This is a genomic window from Marinovum sp. J2-8 (assembly GCF_055808435.1).
The window spans coordinates 131678-150912 of sequence record NZ_JBVVRZ010000001.1; the positions used below are offsets into that span (position 1 = coordinate 131678).

The following is a 19235-nucleotide window of genomic DNA, read 5'->3' on the forward strand; positions in this document are numbered from 1 at the left end:
TGGGATGAATTAACCGGTCCAGGACCGCGGCGTCAGCCAGCCGATTGCAGCAAGGTAAGCGCGACGGACATGCTGGAATAGCTGGTGCTTTCGGCCAGCTGACTTTGCAGCAAATACTGCTCGATCAACTTTTCCTGCAATTCGGGGTCCGCAAAATCGGCGACTTCGGAGACGCCAAAACGCTGTTCGGACCGGTCGCGATAGATCTGTAGCTGTTGTTCAAGATCAAGCTGGCTGAAACCGCTAGGCATGTTCATTGCGGTATCAAAAACCTCTCGCAGGTATGGCGTGCCCATGACCAGATACCAGCGGCCATCATCGGTGCCGTCCTCAGCAGCCAATTCCGGAAGATCCTGGGCGGCATTCAACGCCAGGCGCATGCTTTCGTCCTGATCGCCCAGCGCAATCTCAAAAGCATTTCGATTGTAACGGTCGACGACCTGTTGGGCGAAAGCCGGTGAATAGGTATTGGAGCCAGTAAATTGGTCGAACCCAAAGGCGGCAGAGAATTTCGCGTATCTCTTGTCGGTCAGCTTGTTTGCCAGCGCGTCTTCTGAGCGGGTGCCTTCCTCCAGGATTTTTTGAACGAAGTATCGATTGTCGATATCGTCTTCCAGACCAAAGGCGCCCAACGCCACGCGTAACAGTCGGCGATCATCGACGAGCTGTTCCGCGGTTTCTATTTTGGCGATATTCGCCTTGTAGTAGTCGGCATCGCGCAAATTTTCCGGCGATTGATCAAAGGCCCGCTGCTGGGTTTCCAGCGTTCGTGTCAGCAACTTCCAACCGACCAGGCCAGAGGCAGGGAGGATCGGCTGAAAACTCATTTCTGTGTGGCCGCCATCAACCTATCCTCGCGCGGAATAAGTGCGCGCAAGGATTTCAGGCATTGGTAGAATTGATCGCCCAACAGGGCCTCGGTTGCATTGGCCAAAAGCGGCGGCTGTCCGTGTCTGTCAGAACCTGACTCAACTCTTCTATGCGTCGCAAAAGTTGATGTCGCGATTCTTCGGGTTCCGCGTCACCCGTCAGCACAAGTTGCGCGGCAAAACAGACCCGGCGGACCGGGGTATTTGCCTCTTCCGGGTGAATTGCGTCCCGCAACCGCAGGATATGCGCATTTGGCGTCAAAATGTTCAGCCTGCTCCGGCGGTCCCCGTTTTCGATCACCGCGCCGTTTACCAGGACCCTTTCCTTGGGTCCCAGTTTGAGGACAAGCCCGCTCATGACTGTGAACTCCCATTGCGCAAACCTCGAAGGATTGCGGTGTTGATTTCCAGCAGTGGCGCGACATTGGCCTTGCCCGCCAGGACCTGGGCTGAGTGGCGTTTCGAAAACTCGGACAGAAAGAAAATCCGCGCCTTCAGATCTTTGGGTAATTGATTGGCCTGATCCGCAACATCTGTTGCCAGGATGGTCCAAAGCCGATTGTTGCGATGCAGGGCGTCTGCCAAGCGCGGAAAATCGGCGCGGGAATTTTCGGCGGCGGCCTTTAACTCGTGTGTGGCACGGGCAATAGTTTCGTATTCCGCCCGGCGATGAGTTTTTGTTGGCGCGGCGGATTGCGAATAGGCGCGTTGGGCCATGGACTGAACGTTCACGACGCATCCTTCCTTCTGGAGTTCGACGAGTTGTTTACCGAGGGTTCAAAGGCGGGGAAAATCCCCGCCTTTGAACGATCCATTTACCGGAAAAGCGACAACAGGGTTTGCGGCGCCTGGTTGGCAATCGACAGCGATTGAACACCCAATTGTTGTTGCACCTGAAGCGCTTGGAGACGGGCCGACGCTTCTTCCATGTCAGCATCGACCATGGCACCGATGCCCGATTGCATCGAATTTGTCAGGCTGGAAATGAACGACGCCTGAATTTCAATGCGGCCTTCCACCGAACCAAAGGCAGAGGAGGCGCTGATCGCGGTATTGATCAGGGTTTCCACTGTTGCCAAGGCCGCTGTTGCGCCGACCCCAGTGCTGACGTTGATGCCGGTCATGGCACCCAAGCCACCAGATCCTGCGTTGGTGAACTGGCCAGTCACTGCCAGGTCGACGGTGCCGGCATTGGTAAAGGCCAATTCACCCGGGCTGCCGCTGTCATAATCAACGGTCAAACCAGCGATGCCGAGGTTGTCGATGGCGTTTTTCAAGCCAACAGCGACAATATCCGACGTGGTGGTCGCCGCCGCGTCATCCGCGGTCACGGTATAGGACACTTCCTGGCCACCAACATTCAAAGACACCCGATCTCCCGCAGCAAAGGCCGCGCCAGCAGAATCGTCGATGGTGATCTGGTCATTGCCGCCGCCGTTATCGAGAGAGAGCGCGACCGTGTCACCATTGGTTGACGGCGTGCCGCCGGACGAACCAAAGACGTCATTCGCAACATAGTTGCCGGTCGACAGATCCTGGCCTGTGACCGTGATCGACGATGCTGTCACATTGCCGGAAGAATCGCGGTCCAGAGATGCAAGGATTGAGGCGCTGGCAGCGGAGCCATCGACCAGGTTCAGACCATTGAACTGCGCGGCAGATACAACGGCGTTGATCTGGTCTTTCAGAGCGGTGACATCATCGTTGATTTTCGAACGGTCAACATTGTCTTCTTGCGCGGCGACAATCTTGCCCTTCATTTCGGTCAGCAGATTGGTGATGGTTTCCGATGCGTTCCGCGCCACGGCCACGGTTGAAACGCCCAACGAAAGGCTGTCGCCGATGGCTTTGAAGCCTTTTACATCTGATTCCATGACCTTGGAAATGGCCCAGACGGCGGAGTTATCTTTGGCGGTCGCAACGGATTTGCCGGTCGAGATTTGCGATTGAACCTCGGACATGCCTTTGTTGATGGATTTGAGTGTTTGCAGCGCGACCATCGCGCCATTGTTCGTCAGGATGCTAGACATAGATTTTCCTTCATACGCCAGACGCTTTTGCGTCGGATTGGGTTCGTGTCGGGTTTTCCGGCCACCGGTCCCCCGGTTGCGATGTCATTCTGACAAGTGCGGCCCGCGTATGTTCGGCGAAGGCTGCGCCACCGATATGGTGCGCTGCCAATTTGAATGTTTTGTCCTAACGCTTTCCTAATTCACATTTCCTCGGTCCGTAGCATTTGAAACAACCAATTCAGGTATTTTTCCTAAATTGATTTCATGCCCGTTTTTCCAATCGACCGCTCTTTGATACTTCGATCATTTGTTTCTGGCCGCTGCGATCATAGGTTTCCAGCGACTTGCGGACACGGCGGATGGTGGAAAACCGTTGCGCTACCGCCTGAATTCCCTTCATCGCGCTTTCAATCAATTCCTGATTGCGCGACAGCTTGTCCTTCAGCTCACCCAGGCCTGCGGTTTCCACATCGGCGCTTTCCGTCAATTCGCGCAGCAGCCGTTCCTTGGTGTCCAGCACGCGGCCAACCTCATCAATATCGCCGTGCAAAAGCGCCTTGCGCTCGGAATCGAGCAAATCATTAAGTTCGTCCAGAATTTCGCTTGCCCGTTCGGTCATTTTTCAGCCTCCATAAGAGCTTTGACAAAGGTTTCGGTCAGACCCACACCACCGGCGCGCACCATCGCTTCGGATTGTGCCTGGACAAGAAAAGAGGAAAATTGTTCCTCGCCGGCACCGCCGCCAAAAGAATCGCGCTGCTTGCCGAAACCTGCGGATTTCAGCATTTCAGCAAGAAAAGTCGCCTCGAGCTTTTGGGCGGCGTGATGAATATTGCGCGCCTTATGTTCAGTTTGATCAAACCCACGGCTCGTTTGCCCTGAAGGGCCTGTCGCGATTGCAATTGAATGCACCATATCTGGCATCGGAAAATCCTCAAAATTGAACGGGTTTTTCTCAATTTGCCGGAGTATCGGTAAAGAATCGGTAACCGACATGGTGGATATTCACCGGAATTGGGAAGAATTCCTGGAGAACACATGCAGTCGGACGTTTCTACGACCTTATCTTTGACGGCGCGCACCGGGCCGGATGCGCGCAAATCGCATTCACGCGTGATGTTGAACGGTTTGATCCCGGCGGATCCGAAGACCGGCAGCGGTGGTGCGGCAATTGATTTTGCCAAGGTCTTCGCGGATGGGGCCATCAAGCTGAATGGGGTTAGAAGTGACCCCATGTTGGCGGTGCATGCAGAGCAAACGTCGAAAGCCGTCGAGGTTGGCTCCACTGCGGTGGCAGAGTGCGAAGCCGCTTGGGACGAAGAGGGTATTCTGCCTGAACCCGAAGAGCCGGGAACCGGAACGCTGCGGCAAGCGGATGTTGCAACCGCGATGAGCCAAGACCAAATGGCCGAAGCCGATCGCGGCGCATCTGAGTCCGGCGTCGTCCCAAAGAACTCTCGGGAACCGGGCCTGAGCGTTTCAGGGTCGCATTTCTTGCACAATACCAATGTGTTTGCGCCAGTTCGTGAGAGCAGCGGTGATTTGGATCGTCGAGGGGAGCCGCAGGCGCGCATTGATGGCCACCAGCCCGGTGACATCATTCCAAAATTGCGCCTTGCACAAGATCCGGTTTCGTTCGGCATGGTTGCGGAGGAGGCTTCGGTCGAAGCCGGGTTTGTGTCGCCGACGGGCCGGGCGGAGAATGATCCAAACGTTGGCATCATCAAAAATGTCATGCGTCTTGCGGGTGCCAGCCAGCCAAATCCGGTGGAAACCGTTCATCATATGGATGCAGTGCCCAGTCTGGTCGCATCGGTGGATGACGAGCCGGATCACGCCCGTGACCCAAGCCGTCCGACGGCCGTTTCCCGGCTACAACCTCCGGCCATTGACCCGGAATTCACTGGGGTGGCGTCCGTCCAGATGGCCAACGTCGCGCATCATATCCCGTCGTCTGGACCGACATCCGATCTTTCCGGCGACAGCGAAATCCGGCGCTCTACACGGGCGGAAGATGGGCTGCGATCCGACATTCCCCCTCAAACGACAGATATTTCGGTGCGTTTTGGGCAGGTAGCCTCGAAAGATCAGCAACATGCATTGCCGGTTGATGGTCAACTGCCCGTCGATCCGCAGGGTGCGGGCCAAGGACCGTCACATTCCCGCGATCCTGAAAACACCGACGCCAGCGGGCTGACAAAGACAGACAGAACCCCGGCAGGGACCGGCCGATTTAACACAGCCGCCCCTCAGGAAATTGAATTGAACCCGGGTGGGGCCAAAATTGAACTCTCCGCAGCGCCGGAAATCGCTTCGGGTTCAGGGGATCGGATGCATCCGCCGACCGAAACAAACGGTCACAGGGGTCCGGCACCTGAAGCGGCAACGCAGTTGACTGCGACTACCTTGCAATCTGACCAAGAGGTTAGGTTGGTCACGTCAAACGAACCGCAAAGGTTTGCCGCCACCGAAGATGCTTTGCCTTCTGATATGGCTCCGACACGTCGCGGAACGGCATTGCCGACGCCGTTCAAGGGGTCACAACCGGGCAATTTGGCGGAACTGGCCTGGTCGCAGAAGGTCTTGCACATCATGGGCAATGAGGCGGGTGCCAAACCGGTCGCCGCCGATCAATCTCAAAGCACGCAAACGCCCCCCACAACGCTTGTGCCTGCGGTTAATGCGCCAATCGCAACGGATCTGGGGCAATCATCGGGAATGGCGGGCGGAGGGGTGGCCGACGTTGTTGCGTCCGTCAGATCACCGCAAGCAGAGGCACCGCCAACGCCGCAAGCCCACAGAGCGGCCCTGGACGCCACCGGGGGAGTTGCATTGCCACAACCTTTGCCAGCGGGAGAAGGGGCAGCGGAGACGCCAATGGGGGCTTTGACAGGGTCAGACCGGATTGTGCCCGCCGCCAGACCAACCGAGGCAATTTCAACCGCGAACGGGATGCCCGCGCAAGATCAGGGGCAAGGTCGCGAAAAACCGGACGTGCCGACAACCATGGCCGCATCCGATTTGGGCCGTGCGCAAGAACCCCAAACCAAGGCAGCTTTGCCGACAGATCACAGTACGCCGGGATCACAAGCGGAGCCTTCATCGCGGGGCATCGCCGCGCCACCGGACAACGCATCAGGCGGCGATCCCGCCAAACCCAATGCCCTCCAACCGGGCGTCGAAACGCAACAGGTGCAGCTGCGGTCCGAATTGGCCGCGCTGCCCACGCGGGACGTTCCACATCAGAGCGTGACTGCGCCGCAGCCCGCCGCACAGATGCAAAATGCCATGGTCGCCCGCGATGTGGCGCAGCAACTGTCGCTTGTTACCCGAAGCGCCGCCGGCGAGGTGACCGAATTGTCGCTGCGGCCAGACGAGCTTGGCCATGTGCGGATGCGGATGACCGGGGGCGACGGGCAGATTGTGTTGCAAATTCTTAGCGAACGCCCGGAAACCCATGATCTCATGCGGCGTCACATCGACATCGTTGAACGGGCGTTCCGCGAACTTGGCTACAACGACATCGCATTCGAATTCTCGTTCAATGGCCGCCGCGATCGCAATGCCGCGGGCGGCGATGGCATCGGTCAGGTTGCGGAGGAGCCGCAATCCAATGCAACCGAAGGCGCGGACACCCCCGCCACAGCCCCCCAGGCTGAACGCTTGGCTCTTGGCGCCACGCGATTGGATATTCGGCTATAGGAGGCCCCAAATGATTTCATCAAGCACGACATCGGTGACAACCGCCGCCACAAATACCCCCACACCCGCCAGCAGCGAGGCAATCCTGAGTTCGGATTACGAAACCTTTCTGAAAATGTTGACCACCCAGGCGCAAAATCAGGATCCATTGAACCCGATCGATTTATCGGATTATGCCGCGCAATTGGCGACGTTTTCGTCGGTGGAGCAACAGGTCGTGACCAATGATCTTTTGCAAAACATGATGTCGCTCCTCAGCGTCGGCGGGTTGGGGGATTTGGCCTCTTGGGTGGGGCGCGAGGTACGCAGCGATGCACCGGGGTATTTCGATGGCGCGCCTCTGTCCCTTGCGGTCACCACGGTCACCGGCGCGGACACTTCGCAGCTTGAGGTGCGGGATGCGGCCGGAAACCTGAAGCAGTCGCATCCTCTGACCTCTGGCCAGGCCCGATTTGAATGGGCTGGCGTGGATGAGTTCGGCGCACCCTTGCCAATGGGGGAATACAGTTTTTCGGTCGAAAATTTTTCCAATGGCGAGTCTGTTGGCGTGACGTCGGTGGCCACCTACAACAGGGTGCAAGAGGCACGGGTGGACAACGGTCAAACCTATCTCGTTTTGAAGGGGGGGCATGTTTTGGCGACAGATTTGTTACCGGTATCAGAGAGTAACTCAACCAAAGCGTGTGTCGGTATATTTTTTGGATGAAAAACCAGCAGAATATCGGGTTTCGGGGCAGTTTTCCGCAGTAAATGAACGCCACTGTTGCGGAAATGACGCTCAGGTGCTTGCGCCGAAAACGGAGCCAAAAACATGATCAAACGGGTTTGAAGCCTGAGCTATTTCAATGTACTCTGGAACTGCGTGGGGTGTGTGTTCACCCAATAGTGTCTGGAGAACATGATGAAGAAATTTGCATTGGCGGCGGCCGCAGCGGTTACGCTGGCGTCTGCTGCTCCGGCAGTGGCCGAACCGGCTGACGTCGCGGCCGATCCATTTATCGCCACTCAAGGCGATACAACTGCACTCGCCATTCTTGGCGGTGTTACCGTTCTGGTTTTGATTGCGGCCGGTGGCGGCAATGGTGGGTCCTCGAGCACGTCCAGCTCGACCGGAACTCCCTGAGTTTGAATGACCCAAAAAACGAAACGGCGGCCCTTGGGTCGCCGTTTTGCGTTTGGCCACCCGAAGGTGGCAGCGCCGCCAAGATGGCGTAAGGCCACGGTCAGGTAAGCGGAATGAAGACCGCCGCCAGACCCGCCCCCATCACAAGCCCACATGCCAGGAACAGCCACCGGCTGCGCAGAATGCGGGACGTGTCTCTGTGTTCCGCTTTGTCGACCTGCTGAATCAGGGCGGCCTCTGCCAGCTCTGGCAACCGGGGCCCGAAACGCGCCAGAACCTTTACCGTGTTGGCCAGATCTTCCAGAAAAGCGCGCGGGCCGATGCTGTTGCGAATATAGCTTTCGACAATGGGATGGGCGACCTCCCATATATTGGTGTGCGGGTTCAGCGAGCGCGCCACCCCTTCGACCACCACCATCGTGCGCTGCAACAGGATCAGCTCGGTCCGGGTTTCCATGCCGAAACGTTCAGTCACTTCAAACAGATAGGCCAGCAATTTGGCCATGGAAATGCGCGTCGCATCCATGCCGAAAATCGGTTCGCCCACCGCGCGCAGGGCGCGGGCGAATTCATCGACATCGCGGTCGGCGGGCACATAACCGGCCTCGAAATGCACCTCGGCGACACGTTTGTAATCGCGGCGGATAAAGCCAAACAGAATTTCGGCGTAAACCCGGCGGGTGTATTCGTCGATATGGCCCATGATGCCGAAATCAAACGCGATGATATCGCCGTTGGCCGCCACCTTCAGGTTGCCCTGATGCATGTCAGCGTGAAAGAACCCGTCGCGCAGCGCATGGTTCAGGAACAATTGCAGCACGCGTTCGGCCAGTTCCACCCGGTCATGCCCGGCGGCGTCCAGCGCGGCATTATCCCCCAGCGCCGCACCCTCGGCCCAGCCCATGGTCATCACCCGGCGATCCGACAAATGCCATTTGATTTCAGGTAGTTGAAACCCGGCGTCTTCCTTGGTGTTGGCGGCGAATTCCGATGCGGCGGCGCTTTCCAGGCGCAGGTCCAATTCGCCTGTCACCACGCCTTCGAAATGGCGGATCACCTCCATCGGGTGCAACCGGCGCGAAGACGGTGACAGCAATTCCACGGTTTTGGCCGCAAAGTAAAACGCGTCGATGTCGCGGTGAAAGGCGCGTTCGATGCCGGGGCGCAGCACCTTGATCGCCACGGTTTCGCCGGTTTCGGCGACAACGGCCTTGTGCACCTGCGCAATCGAGGCCGCCGCGACAGGTTCGCTGATTTCGGAAAAGATTGCCTCGGAAGGCTGGCCCAATGCGGCGGAAATTGTGGCGCGGGCCTCTGCAACGGTAAAGGGTGGCAATTTGTCCTGCAGGACGCGCAATTGCAGCGCCAGGTCGTCCCCCACCACATCGGGGCGGGTCGACAGGATTTGACCGAACTTGATATAGGCCGGTCCCATCGCCGTCAGCGCGCGGCTGACCGGCGGCAGGGCCGGATCGCCACGATAGCCCAGCCATTTGAACGGCCAACCCAACGTCTTGGCGGCAATGCGCAGCGGCGTTGGCGCGTCAAACGCGTCCAATACGTCATTCATGGCGCCGGTACGTTCCAGCGTTGCGCCAGTGCGGATCAGACGGAAAATATTGTGCGGTCCACGCATTCTAGATCTTCCAACCGGAATGAAGACAGGCCACGCCCATCGTCAAATTGCGGTATTTCGCCTGTTCGAACCCTGCGTCGCGCACCATTTGCAAGAATGTTTCCTGGTCGGGGAATTGCCGGATGGATTCCACCAGATATTGATAGCTGTCGCGGTCATTGGCGATCAACCGGCCCATTTCGGGAATGACATTAAATGAATAGCGGTCATAGGCCCATTGCAGGCCGGGATTGGGGATCTGGCTGAATTCCAGCACCATCAACCTCCCGCCGGGGCGCAACACGCGATAGGCTTCGGCCAGGGCGTCGGCAGGCCGGGTGACGTTGCGAATGCCGAAACTGATGGTGTAAACATCAAAGCTGTTGTCGGCAAAGGGCAGGGCCATCGCGTCCCCGACCACCCAATCGAGGCTGTCAGCCATGCTTTCGGCCTCGGCGCGTTTGCGGCCTTCGACCAGCATCGGCTCGGTCAGATCCAATACGGTGGCATGGGTCGTTTCGGCCCCGCCTGCGCCCGCCCGTTTCAGGAAACGGAACGAAATATCGCCGGTGCCGCCCGCCACATCCAGCAGCTTTTGCCCGGCGCGCGGCGCCAGCCAATCCATCATCGCATCTTTCCAGATCCGGTGAATGCCCATCGACATCGCGTCGTTCATCACGTCATAGCGGGACGCAACAGAGCCGAAAACGCCCTGCACGCGGCGGCTTTTTCTTCTTCGGGCACCGTTTGGTAGCCGAAATGCGTGGTCTTGGGATTGTCCTGCGTCATGGGGCTTGCCGTTTGGTTCCAGTTGCGTGTTGTTATAGTGCGCTGACAGGCCGACACAATGCGGCCCTTTGTATGGGAGCACCGACTTGCCCGAATTACCCGAAGTTGAAACCGTGCGCCGCGGCATGGCCCCGGCAATGGAGGGCGACGTGATCGCAGCCGCGGCGGTAAATCGGCCTGATCTGCGCTGGCCATTTCCGGAGAATATGGCGGCGCGGCTGACTGGGCGGCGGGTTCTGGCCCTGCGGCGCCGGTCGAAATACATCCTGGCCGACCTCGATTCCGGGGAAACCCTGTTGATCCATCTCGGTATGTCGGGCCGCATCCTGATTTCCGGCGATCCGCAGGGGCGGTTTGTGCGTGATCACCCGTCGGCGGAAAAACATGATCATGTGGTCTTCGACATGGCGGGCGGGGCGCGCATCACATTCAACGACCCGCGTCGGTTCGGCGCGATGGATCTTTTGCCGACCGTAGGCGCAGAAGATCACCCGCTTCTGGCCAAGCTGGGGCCGGAACCTTTGGGCAATGATTTCAGCGAAACCTACCTGGCCACGGCGTTGGCCCGTCGTAACACGCCGATCAAATCCGCGCTTCTGGATCAGAAAATCGTCGCAGGATTGGGTAATATCTATGTGTGCGAGGCATTATTTCGTTGCGGAATATCCCCAATTCGCAAAGCGCGTGATCTTTCTGAAACACAGATGCACGCGTTGGTGCCGGTCATTCGCGACGTGTTGATGGCGGCGATTGAAGCGGGGGGATCATCGCTCAAGGATTTTCGCCAAGCCGATGGAGAACTTGGATATTTTCAGCACAGCTTTGATGTTTATGGCCGCGAGGGCGACCCCTGTCGCACCCCGGATTGTGACGATACAATTGCCCGTATCGTGCAATCTGGGCGATCAAGCTTCTATTGTGCCAACTGTCAAAGATAGCTTGAACCGCGCAATCAAGCTGATAAGCACGGGAAACTGACCGAAACAACGGAAAGCTTTTTACATGGCCTATGAGACGATCATCGTCGAAGTAGAAGACCACGTTGCCACCATCACCCTGAACCGTCCCGACGCGCTGAATGCGCTGAACTCGCAATTGTTGGGCGAGCTGTGTCAGGCGCTGGGCGAGGCGACGAAAAACGACAAGGTGCGCTGCATTGTGCTGACCGGCTCGGCCAAGGCCTTTGCCGCCGGGGCGGACATCAAGGAAATGTCCGAAAAGTCCTTTGTCGATGTCTTCACCCAGGATTTCTTTGGTCCTGAACATGCCCAGATCATGGGTGTGCGCAAGCCGATCATCGCCGCTGTGGCGGGGTATGCGCTGGGCGGCGGTTGCGAGCTTGCAATGATGTGTGACTTCATCATTGCGGCGGACACTGCAAAATTTGGCCAGCCAGAGATCAACCTTGGCGTGATTGCCGGGCTCGGCGGCACCCAGCGTTTGACACGGCTGGTGGGCAAATCGAAATCCATGGACATGCACCTGACCGGGCGTTTCATGGATGCAGAAGAGGCCGAGCGCGCCGGTCTTGTCAGCCGCGTGGTGCCCGCCAAGAAGCTGATGGAAGAAGCCCAGGGCGCAGCCCAGAAAATAGCCGAAAAATCCATGCTGGCCGCAAGCGCCGCCAAGGAAGCCGTGAACCGGGCCGAAGAAGTGTCGCTGGCCGAGGGGCTGTTGTTTGAAAAGCGGCTGTTCCATTCGCTGTTTGCCAGCGAAGACAGACCGAAGGCATGGCAGCGTTCCAGGAAAAGCGTCAGCCGCAGTTCCGCGACAAGTAATCACACAGGCAAAGGCCGGATTGTCCAAATTTGGCCTTTGCAAACGCGGCGAAGTTGCGTATATCCCGCCGCCATACATGCGCGTGCAGCCCGCTTAGGCTAAAATCATCTCAGACCGGTGCCAGTTTTGGCCGGGGTCCGGGCGGTCCGGCATTGCGCTATTGAAAATACCAGACCCTCGAAAGGGAAGATCAGCATGGCAAATACGCCCCAGTCCAAAAAACGCGCCCGCCAGAACGAGAAACGTTTTGCCGTCAACAAAGCCCGTCGTTCGCGCATGCGCACCTATCTGCGCAAAGTAGAAGAAGCGATCGAAGCTGGTGACAAAGAGGTTGCGGTTGCCGCACTTCGCGCCGCTCAGCCCGAGCTGATGCGTGGCGTTACTAAAGGTATCCTGCACAAAAACACCGCCGCGCGGAAGATGTCGCGCCTGGCCGCACGGGTCAAAGCCATCGGCTGAGTCGCGCTGAAATCGCGTTTCCACGTCGCTATACAAAACGCAAGGGCACCCGGATCTTCGGGTGTCTTTTTTTGTTTCAAAGGCCTTTCATTGGCGGGTTTGTGTCCTGTCTGCACAGCCCGATAGATTTTTTTCGCCATTCCCTGAGTCAACATTTAGTTTGGGTTGCCGCTCCGCGGCGCGACTTGCTAAGTTCATCTTGCGATTCATGTCGTGAAGTTGGGGGGACAGGCGGAAACAGTCGATTTGCCACGACTGGCTTGGTCAAAGAACCACCGGAAAGCGGTGGAATTTGAACGAGTTAGAGCATTTGCTCACAGCCATGTCCAACAAGTTAGGTTCGGCCAGATACCGATTCCCAGGGGCACTCACCCCTGGTCGGGAAAGGTGTCTGTACAGGTAGGCGCACGCTGTTGGGTATCCGGCAGGGGACCGTGCGGCGCGTTCTATTAGTAGGGACCGGATGTTGAGGGACATCCGGAAAATCGGGAACAGATGCAGGGACAAATGACAGAAGACCAATGGGGAGCACTACAAGGGCAGTTGCGGGAAACCGTGGGGGCAAACAATTATGCCAACTGGATTGAGCCGCTCGAATTCGAAGGTGTGACAGACGGGATCGCCCGCTTTGCTGTGCCAACCAGTTTTCTGGGCAACTATGTGCACCGGAATTATGGCGAGCTGCTGCAATACACGATGAGCACGGCAGGCGCCGAAGTGCGCCGTCTTCAATTCGACGTGCCGGCGAACAAGGCAACCAGCCCAATGGCGCAGGCCGGGCAGAGTGCCAAAATGTCTCCGGTGCCGCGCGGCCCGGCAAAACCCGCCCCGTCGAAGTCGTCGCAGCCCAAGTCAATGCCGAGGTCCGATATGGCTGATCTGTTGCCAAGCGCACCTTTGGACAAACGATTCACCTTTGACACGTTTGTCGTCGGTAAACCGAACGAATTGGCGCATGCTGCCGCGCGCCGGGTGGGCGAGGGCGGTGAAGTCACCTTTAACCCGCTGTTTCTCTATGGTGGCGTCGGATTGGGCAAAACCCACCTGATGCATGCCATCGCATGGGAGCTGAAGTCGCGTTCGCCGCATTTGAATGTGCTGTATCTGTCGGCCGAACAATTCATGTATCGCTTTGTTCAGGCGCTGCGCGACCGCAAGATGATGGATTTCAAACAGATCTTCCGTTCGGTTGATGTGCTGATGGTCGATGACGTGCAATTCATCGCCGGCAAGGATTCCACCCAAGAGGAATTCTTTCACACTTTCAACGCGCTGGTCGATCAGAACAAACAGATCATCATTTCCGCGGACCGTGCGCCGGGCGAAATCAAGGATCTGGAAAACCGGATTCAGTCGCGTCTGCAATCGGGCCTGGTGGTGGATCTGCACCCCACCGATTATGAACTGCGTCTGGGTATTCTGCATTCCAAACTGGCCACGCATCGTCTGCAATATCCCGAGCTGGAGTTGGACGAAAAGGTTCTGGAATTCCTGGCGCATCGTATTTCCACCAACGTGCGCGTGCTGGAAGGGGCGCTGACCCGGCTGTTCGCCTTTGCGTCGCTTGTTGGTCGGCCGATCACCATGGAGCTGACGCAAGATTGTCTTGCAGACGTGCTGCGGGCATCGGAACGCAAGATCACCATCGAGGAAATCCAGCGTCAGGTGGCCGAGCATTACAATATTCGCCTGTCTGAACTGGTCGGGCCGAAGCGGCTGCGGGTCTTTGCCCGTCCGCGTCAGGTGGCAATGTATCTCTGCAAACAATTGACCAGCCGGTCCTTGCCGGAAATTGGCCGTCGGTTTGGCGGGCGCGATCATACCACGGTCATGCATGGCGTGCGTCGGATTGAAGAGTTGAAGATCCAGGATGGCCAGATTGCCGAAGATCTGGAAATGCTGCGCCGGACGCTGGAAGCCTAGGCCATAGTTGCCAAAAGAGCAGGCAAGAGACTTTCCTTGCCTGCGGCACCCTTGACGCCCCCCTCAAACCATTGGAAACCTCACAGGAACGCCCGAAAAGGGCTTGGAGCACATGGGGGATGCGGCTAACGTGCCGGTTCCGGGCTTTCGGAGGGACAGGGATATGAAGATCAGTATCGAACGCGGCACATTGCTCAAGGCAGTGGCGCAGGCGCAATCGGTTGTCGAACGGCGCAACACCATCCCGATCCTGGCAAATGTGCTGATCGAGGCGGAGGGGGACACCGTGTCCTTTCGGGCGACCGATCTCGACATCGAAGTGGTGGACAAGGCCCCGGCCCAGGTCGAGCGCGCCGGTGCAACGACGGTCTCTGCCGTCACATTGCACGAAATTGTCCGCAAATTGCCGGACGGCGCCTTGGTCACGCTGACCGAAGAGCCAACAAATGGTCGTCTAACGGTCGAAGCCGGGCGGTCCAACTTCTCTTTGGCGACCCTGCCAAAAGAAGATTTCCCGGTTATGGCGACCTCGGAATATTCGTCGAACTTTTCCGCCCCGGCCCCGGTGCTGCGCCGGTTGTTCGACAAATCGAAATTCGCGATTTCGACGGAAGAAACCCGGTATTACCTGAACGGCGTGTATATGCATGTCTCGGATGCCGAAGGCGGCAAGGTTCTGCGCTGTGTGGCGACCGATGGTCACCGGCTGGCGCGGATTGACGCTGATCTGCCTGATGGTGCGGCGGAAATGCCCGGCGTGATTGTCCCGCGCAAGACCGTGGGCGAAATGCGCAAGCTTCTGGATGATGACGATATGGAAATCGCGGTTTCTGTGTCGGAAACCAAAGTGCGCTTTGCCACCCCCGAAATCACCCTGACGTCCAAGGTCATTGACGGCACATTCCCCGACTACACCCGCGTCATTCCCCAGGGCAACACCCGCAAGCTGGAAGTGGATGCATCCGATTTCGCCCGCGCGGTGGACCGGGTTGCGACCGTCAGTTCGGAACGTTCGCGGGCGGTGAAATTGTCGCTTGACGAAGATCGGCTGGTACTGTCGGTCAATGCGCCCGACAGCGGTGCAGCCGAAGAAGAGCTGGCCGTGGCCTATGCCGACGAGCGGCTGGAAATCGGGTTCAACGCGAAATACCTGCTGGAAATCGCCAGCCAGGTGGATCGTGAAAACGCGGTGTTCATGTTCAATTCCTCCGGTGATCCGACCCTGATGCGCGAAGGCAACGACACCAGCGCGGTCTATGTCGTCATGCCGATGCGGGTATAACGGGGCAGGGCACAGATTGCCCTCTGCGCTGCCCAGCCATCTGACCCGTCTGAAACTGTCGCATTTTCGCTCGCATAAACATGTGGCGATGACCTGTGATGCGCGTCCAGTGGCCCTGTTTGGTGACAATGGCGCGGGCAAGACCAATATCCTGGAGGCAGTGTCGCTGTTTTCCCCCGGTCGCGGGCTGCGCCGTGCCAGCGCCGAGGATATGACCCGCCGCCCCGAGGCATTGGGCTGGAAGATCTCTGGCGAGTTGCATGTCGAAGGCCGCCCGCGCGAAATTGAGAGCCAATCGGAAAACGGCGCATCGCGGCAGGTGAAGGTGGACGGCAAACCCGCCGCACAGGTGGCTTTGGCCAAATTGGCCCGCGTGCTGTGGTTAATCCCCGCAATGGATCGGTTATGGATAGAAGGCGCAGATGGGCGGCGGCGGTTTCTGGACCGGATGACGCTCAGCTTTTTCCCCGATCATGCCCAAGCGGTGCTCGATTACGAAAAGGCAATGCGGGAACGCAATCGTCTGCTCAAGGATCAGGCGCGCGACGGTCATTGGTATGCCGCGTTAGAGGTGCAGATGGCCCGTGCCGGCGCGGTGATCCATGGCAATCGCCAGGCCACCCTGACGCGGATCGCTGCGGCCCAGGCAGAGGCCGAGACCGCGTTTCCGGTCAGTACCCTGGAACTGACGGCACCAGATGATGACATGCCGGACGGGGAAGAGGCGCTGCGCACCGCCCTTGCCAACAGCCGATCCCGCGACATGATCGTCGGTCGGGCGATGATTGGACCGCACCGCACCGATCTTCATGCGGTTTACACCGCCAAGGGTACGCTGGCCCGTGATTGTTCCACCGGCGAGCAGAAGGCGCTTTTGATTTCGCTGATACTGGCCAATGCCCGCGCGCTGGCCAATGACATCGGCAGCCCGCCGATCCTGTTGCTGGACGAGGTCGCGGCACATCTGGACGCGGCCCGCCGCGCCGCGCTTTATGATGAAATCTGGGCGCTGGGCGCGCAGGCCTGGATGACCGGCACCGGCGCGGAATTGTTCACCGACCTTGGGGATCGCGCGCAACGGTTCGAAGTGTCGGAAACCGTGGGCGAATCCCGGGTGGCGCCCGCCTAGGGGCCACGCAGAGGTGACACAAAATATTGTGGCATCTGCGTGACATGCCCCCAAAAACACCTTATATTTCGGGCGAGAGAAAAAGAAGGCAACGCATGTCCGAGCAAGCAAATCCCGCACCCGAATATGGCGCGGATTCGATTAAGGTTCTCAAAGGCTTAGAAGCTGTCCGCAAACGTCCCGGTATGTATATCGGCGATACGGACGATGGTTCGGGTCTGCACCATATGGTGTATGAGGTCGTGGACAACGGCATTGACGAGGCGCTGGCCGGTCATGCCGACTATGTCCACGTGAAAATTCACGCCGACAACTCGGTTTCCGTGCGTGACAATGGCCGGGGTATTCCCGTGGACATCCACGAGGAAGAGGGCGTTTCCGCCGCCGAGGTCATCATGACCCAGCTGCACGCCGGCGGTAAATTCGACAGCAATTCCTATAAGGTGTCGGGTGGTTTGCACGGCGTGGGCGTGTCGGTGGTGAACGCGCTTTCTGTTTGGTTGGAATTGCGCGTCTGGCGCAATGGCAAGGAACACTACGCCAAGTTCGAACATGGCGAGACCACCGAACATCTGCGCGTGGTGCGCGATGCGGTGGGTGAATCTGGCACCGAGGTACGGTTCCTGGCTTCAACCGACACGTTTTCCAACCTCGACTATGTTTTTGACACCTTGGAAAAGCGGTTGCGTGAGCTTGCCTTCCTCAACTCCGGTGTGAAAATCATTCTTGAGGATGATCGCCCGGCAGAGCCGCTGCATGTGGAACTGATTTACGAAGGCGGCGTTAAGGAATTCGTCAAATACGTGGATCGCCACAAAAGCCCGATGATGGAAGAGCCGATTTATGTGGCGGGTGACCGCGACGACATCGGTGTCGAAGTGGCGATGTGGTGGAACGACAGCTATCATGAAACGGTGCTGCCCTTTACCAACAACATCCCGCAGCGCGACGGTGGCGCGCACCTTGCCGGGTTCCGTGGGGCGCTGACCCGCACCCTGACGCGCTATGCACAGGAAAGCGGAATCGCAAAACGCGAAAAGATCAGCTTTACCGGCGATGACGCGCGCGAGGGCCTGACATGTGTGTTGTCGGTCAAAGTGCCCGATCCAAAATTCAGCTCGCAGACCAAGGACAAACTGGTCAGCTCCGAAGTGCGCCCAGCGGTCGAGAATCTGGTTGGCGAAAAGCTGTCTGAATGGTTCGAGGAAAACCCGGCGCAGGCCAAGATGATTGTCGGCAAGATCGTCGAGGCCGCCATGGCCCGCGAAGCCGCCCGCAAGGCCCGTGAATTGACCCGCCGCAAATCGGCGATGGATGTGAACTTCCTTGCGGGCAAGCTAAAGGATTGTTCGGAAAAAGATCCGTCCAAGACCGAATTGTTCCTCGTCGAGGGTGACAGCGCCGGCGGATCGGCCCAGACCGGTCGCGACCGGGGCACCCAGGCGATCCTGCCGTTGAAGGGTAAGATCCTGAACGTTGAACGCGCACGGTTTGACCGGATGCTGGGTAGCCAGGAGATCGGCAATCTGGTGATGGCGCTGGGCACCGGCATCGGGCGCGACGAATTCAACATCGAAAAACTGCGCTACCACAAGATTGTCATCATGACTGACGCCGACGTCGACGGCGCGCATATCCGCACGCTTTTGCTGACGTTCTTCTTCCGCCAAATGCCGGAATTGATCGAAGGTGGCTATCTCTATATCGCGCAACCGCCGCTCTATAAGGTGTCGCGCGGCAAGTCCGAGGTCTATCTGAAAGATCAGGCCGCGATGGATGACTACCTGATGAATCAGGGTGTTGACGGCGCGACGCTGAAACTGGCGGATGGCGCGGAAATGGCCGGTCAGGATCTGTTCCGCGTGGTGGAAGAGGCGCGGCAGCTCAAACGGGTTTTGGACGCCTTTCCAACGCATTACCCGCGCCATATCCTTGAACAGGCCGCCATTGCCGGGGCTTTTGTGCCGGGTGCTGTCGATGCCGATCTTCAGGGCGTCGCAGACAAGGTGGCGCGGCGGCTGGACCTGATTGCGCTGGAATACGAAAAGGGTTGGCGCGGTCGCATCACCCAGGATCACGGTATCCGTTTGGCCCGCATTCTGCGAGGTGTCGAAGAGGTGCGGACATTGGACGGCCCGATGCTGCGCTCGGGCGAGGCCCGGCGCACGGGAACCTTCACCCAGAACCTGCAAGAAGTTTACGGCTCTGCCGCATCGTTGCACCGCAAGGAACGTTCGCAAATCATCCAGGGCCCGCTTGATCTGTTGGCGGCCATTCTGGAAGAGGGCGAAAAGGGCAACACCCTGCAACGCTACAAAGGTCTGGGCGAAATGAACCCGGATCAGCTTTGGGAAACCACGCTCGACCCCGACGCGCGCACATTCCTGCAGGTCAAGATCGACGATCTGGCCGAGGCTGATGACATCTTTACCAAGCTGATGGGCGACGTGGTCGAACCACGCCGCGAGTTCATCCAGAAGAATGCGCTGAGTGTGGAAAACCTCGATTTCTGAGGTCTTTCGGCCAAGCGGATAAACCTGCGTGGCGCGCATG

Annotated in this window: 15 protein-coding genes and 3 pseudogenes; 10 read left to right on the forward strand and 8 right to left on the reverse strand. The window is 58.3% G+C overall.

Features of this window, described 5'->3' with window-relative positions:
- Window positions 1–32: 32 nt before the first annotated feature.
- The 6 genes and pseudogenes from AC0L4F_RS00685 to AC0L4F_RS00710 form a co-directional block, all read right to left on the reverse strand.
- Window positions 33–722 (reverse strand): DUF1217 domain-containing protein, encoded by a 690-nt coding sequence (locus AC0L4F_RS00685; RefSeq protein WP_244684100.1) that lies wholly within the window; start codon window positions 720–722, stop codon window positions 33–35.
- A 101-nt stretch (window positions 723–823) separates the two neighbouring features.
- A pseudogene (flbT, locus tag AC0L4F_RS00690) lies at window positions 824–1227 on the reverse strand (flagellar biosynthesis repressor FlbT).
- Window positions 1224–1601, reverse strand: coding sequence for a flagellar biosynthesis regulator FlaF (gene flaF, locus AC0L4F_RS00695; RefSeq protein WP_244684102.1), 378 nt, complete (start codon window positions 1599–1601; stop codon window positions 1224–1226). The pseudogene flbT and the gene flaF overlap by 4 nt, the downstream one beginning before the upstream one ends.
- An 83-nt stretch (window positions 1602–1684) precedes the next feature.
- Entirely contained in the window at window positions 1685–2899 is a 1215-nt protein-coding gene (locus tag AC0L4F_RS00700) for a flagellin (protein WP_244684104.1), read from the reverse strand.
- Between the two features lie 244 nt (window positions 2900–3143).
- Entirely contained in the window at window positions 3144–3500 is a 357-nt protein-coding gene (locus AC0L4F_RS00705) for a flagellar biosynthesis protein FlgN (protein WP_244684106.1), read from the reverse strand.
- Window positions 3497–3877, reverse strand: a complete 381-nt coding sequence (locus AC0L4F_RS00710) for a rod-binding protein (RefSeq protein ID WP_473445828.1) — start codon at window positions 3875–3877, stop codon at window positions 3497–3499. The genes AC0L4F_RS00705 and AC0L4F_RS00710 overlap by 4 nt, the downstream gene beginning before the upstream one ends.
- A 42-nt stretch (window positions 3878–3919) precedes the next feature.
- On the opposite strand from AC0L4F_RS00710, the gene AC0L4F_RS00715 reads away from it, so the two are divergent.
- The 3 genes from AC0L4F_RS00715 (at window position 3920) to AC0L4F_RS00725 (ending at window position 7706) form a co-directional block, all read left to right on the forward strand.
- Window positions 3920–6583 (forward strand): flagellar hook-length control protein FliK, encoded by a 2664-nt coding sequence (locus AC0L4F_RS00715; protein ID WP_244684108.1) that lies wholly within the window; start codon window positions 3920–3922, stop codon window positions 6581–6583.
- A gap of 10 nt (window positions 6584–6593) precedes the next feature.
- Window positions 6594–7289, forward strand: a complete 696-nt coding sequence (locus AC0L4F_RS00720) for a flagellar hook capping FlgD N-terminal domain-containing protein (protein ID WP_244684110.1) — start codon at window positions 6594–6596, stop codon at window positions 7287–7289.
- Between the two features lie 195 nt (window positions 7290–7484).
- Window positions 7485–7706, forward strand: a complete 222-nt coding sequence (locus AC0L4F_RS00725) for a hypothetical protein (RefSeq protein WP_244684113.1) — start codon at window positions 7485–7487, stop codon at window positions 7704–7706.
- A gap of 100 nt (window positions 7707–7806) precedes the next feature.
- On the opposite strand, the gene ubiB is transcribed toward AC0L4F_RS00725, so the two are convergent.
- On the reverse strand, window positions 7807–9342 hold the full coding sequence (gene ubiB, locus AC0L4F_RS00730; RefSeq protein ID WP_244684115.1) for a 2-polyprenylphenol 6-hydroxylase: 1536 nt from the start codon (window positions 9340–9342) through the stop codon (window positions 7807–7809).
- A 1-nt stretch (window position 9343) separates the two neighbouring features.
- Window positions 9344–10110 (reverse strand): annotated as a pseudogene (ubiE, locus tag AC0L4F_RS00735) (bifunctional demethylmenaquinone methyltransferase/2-methoxy-6-polyprenyl-1,4-benzoquinol methylase UbiE).
- Window positions 10111–10196: 86 nt separating this feature from the next.
- Here ubiE and mutM point away from each other — a divergent pair.
- The 7 genes and pseudogenes from mutM to gyrB all read left to right on the forward strand — a co-directional run bounded on the left by mutM (window position 10197) and on the right by gyrB (window position 19195).
- On the forward strand, window positions 10197–11048 hold the full coding sequence (mutM, locus tag AC0L4F_RS00740) for a bifunctional DNA-formamidopyrimidine glycosylase/DNA-(apurinic or apyrimidinic site) lyase (RefSeq protein ID WP_244684118.1): 852 nt from the start codon (window positions 10197–10199) through the stop codon (window positions 11046–11048).
- 64 nt (window positions 11049–11112) lie between these two features.
- Window positions 11113–11888, forward strand: a pseudogene (locus AC0L4F_RS00745) (enoyl-CoA hydratase).
- Window positions 11889–12084: 196 nt separating this feature from the next.
- Entirely contained in the window at window positions 12085–12348 is a 264-nt protein-coding gene (gene rpsT, locus AC0L4F_RS00750; RefSeq protein WP_244684120.1) for a 30S ribosomal protein S20, read from the forward strand.
- A 507-nt stretch (window positions 12349–12855) separates the two neighbouring features.
- Complete coding sequence (gene dnaA, locus AC0L4F_RS00755; RefSeq protein ID WP_244684122.1) at window positions 12856–14271, forward strand: chromosomal replication initiator protein DnaA; 1416 nt, start codon at window positions 12856–12858, stop codon at window positions 14269–14271.
- 163 nt (window positions 14272–14434) lie between these two features.
- A complete protein-coding gene (dnaN, locus tag AC0L4F_RS00760) occupies window positions 14435–15553 on the forward strand; it encodes a DNA polymerase III subunit beta (RefSeq protein ID WP_244684125.1) in 1119 nt (372 codons plus the stop codon).
- A 16-nt stretch (window positions 15554–15569) separates the two neighbouring features.
- Window positions 15570–16682 carry a DNA replication/repair protein RecF gene (recF, locus tag AC0L4F_RS00765; RefSeq protein ID WP_473445831.1) on the forward strand — a complete coding sequence of 371 codons (1113 nt, stop codon included), beginning with the start codon at window positions 15570–15572 and terminating at the stop codon, window positions 16680–16682.
- A 95-nt stretch (window positions 16683–16777) separates the two neighbouring features.
- Window positions 16778–19195 carry a DNA topoisomerase (ATP-hydrolyzing) subunit B gene (gene gyrB / locus AC0L4F_RS00770; RefSeq protein WP_244684127.1) on the forward strand — a complete coding sequence of 806 codons (2418 nt, stop codon included), beginning with the start codon at window positions 16778–16780 and terminating at the stop codon, window positions 19193–19195.
- Window positions 19196–19235: the final 40 nt, after the last annotated feature.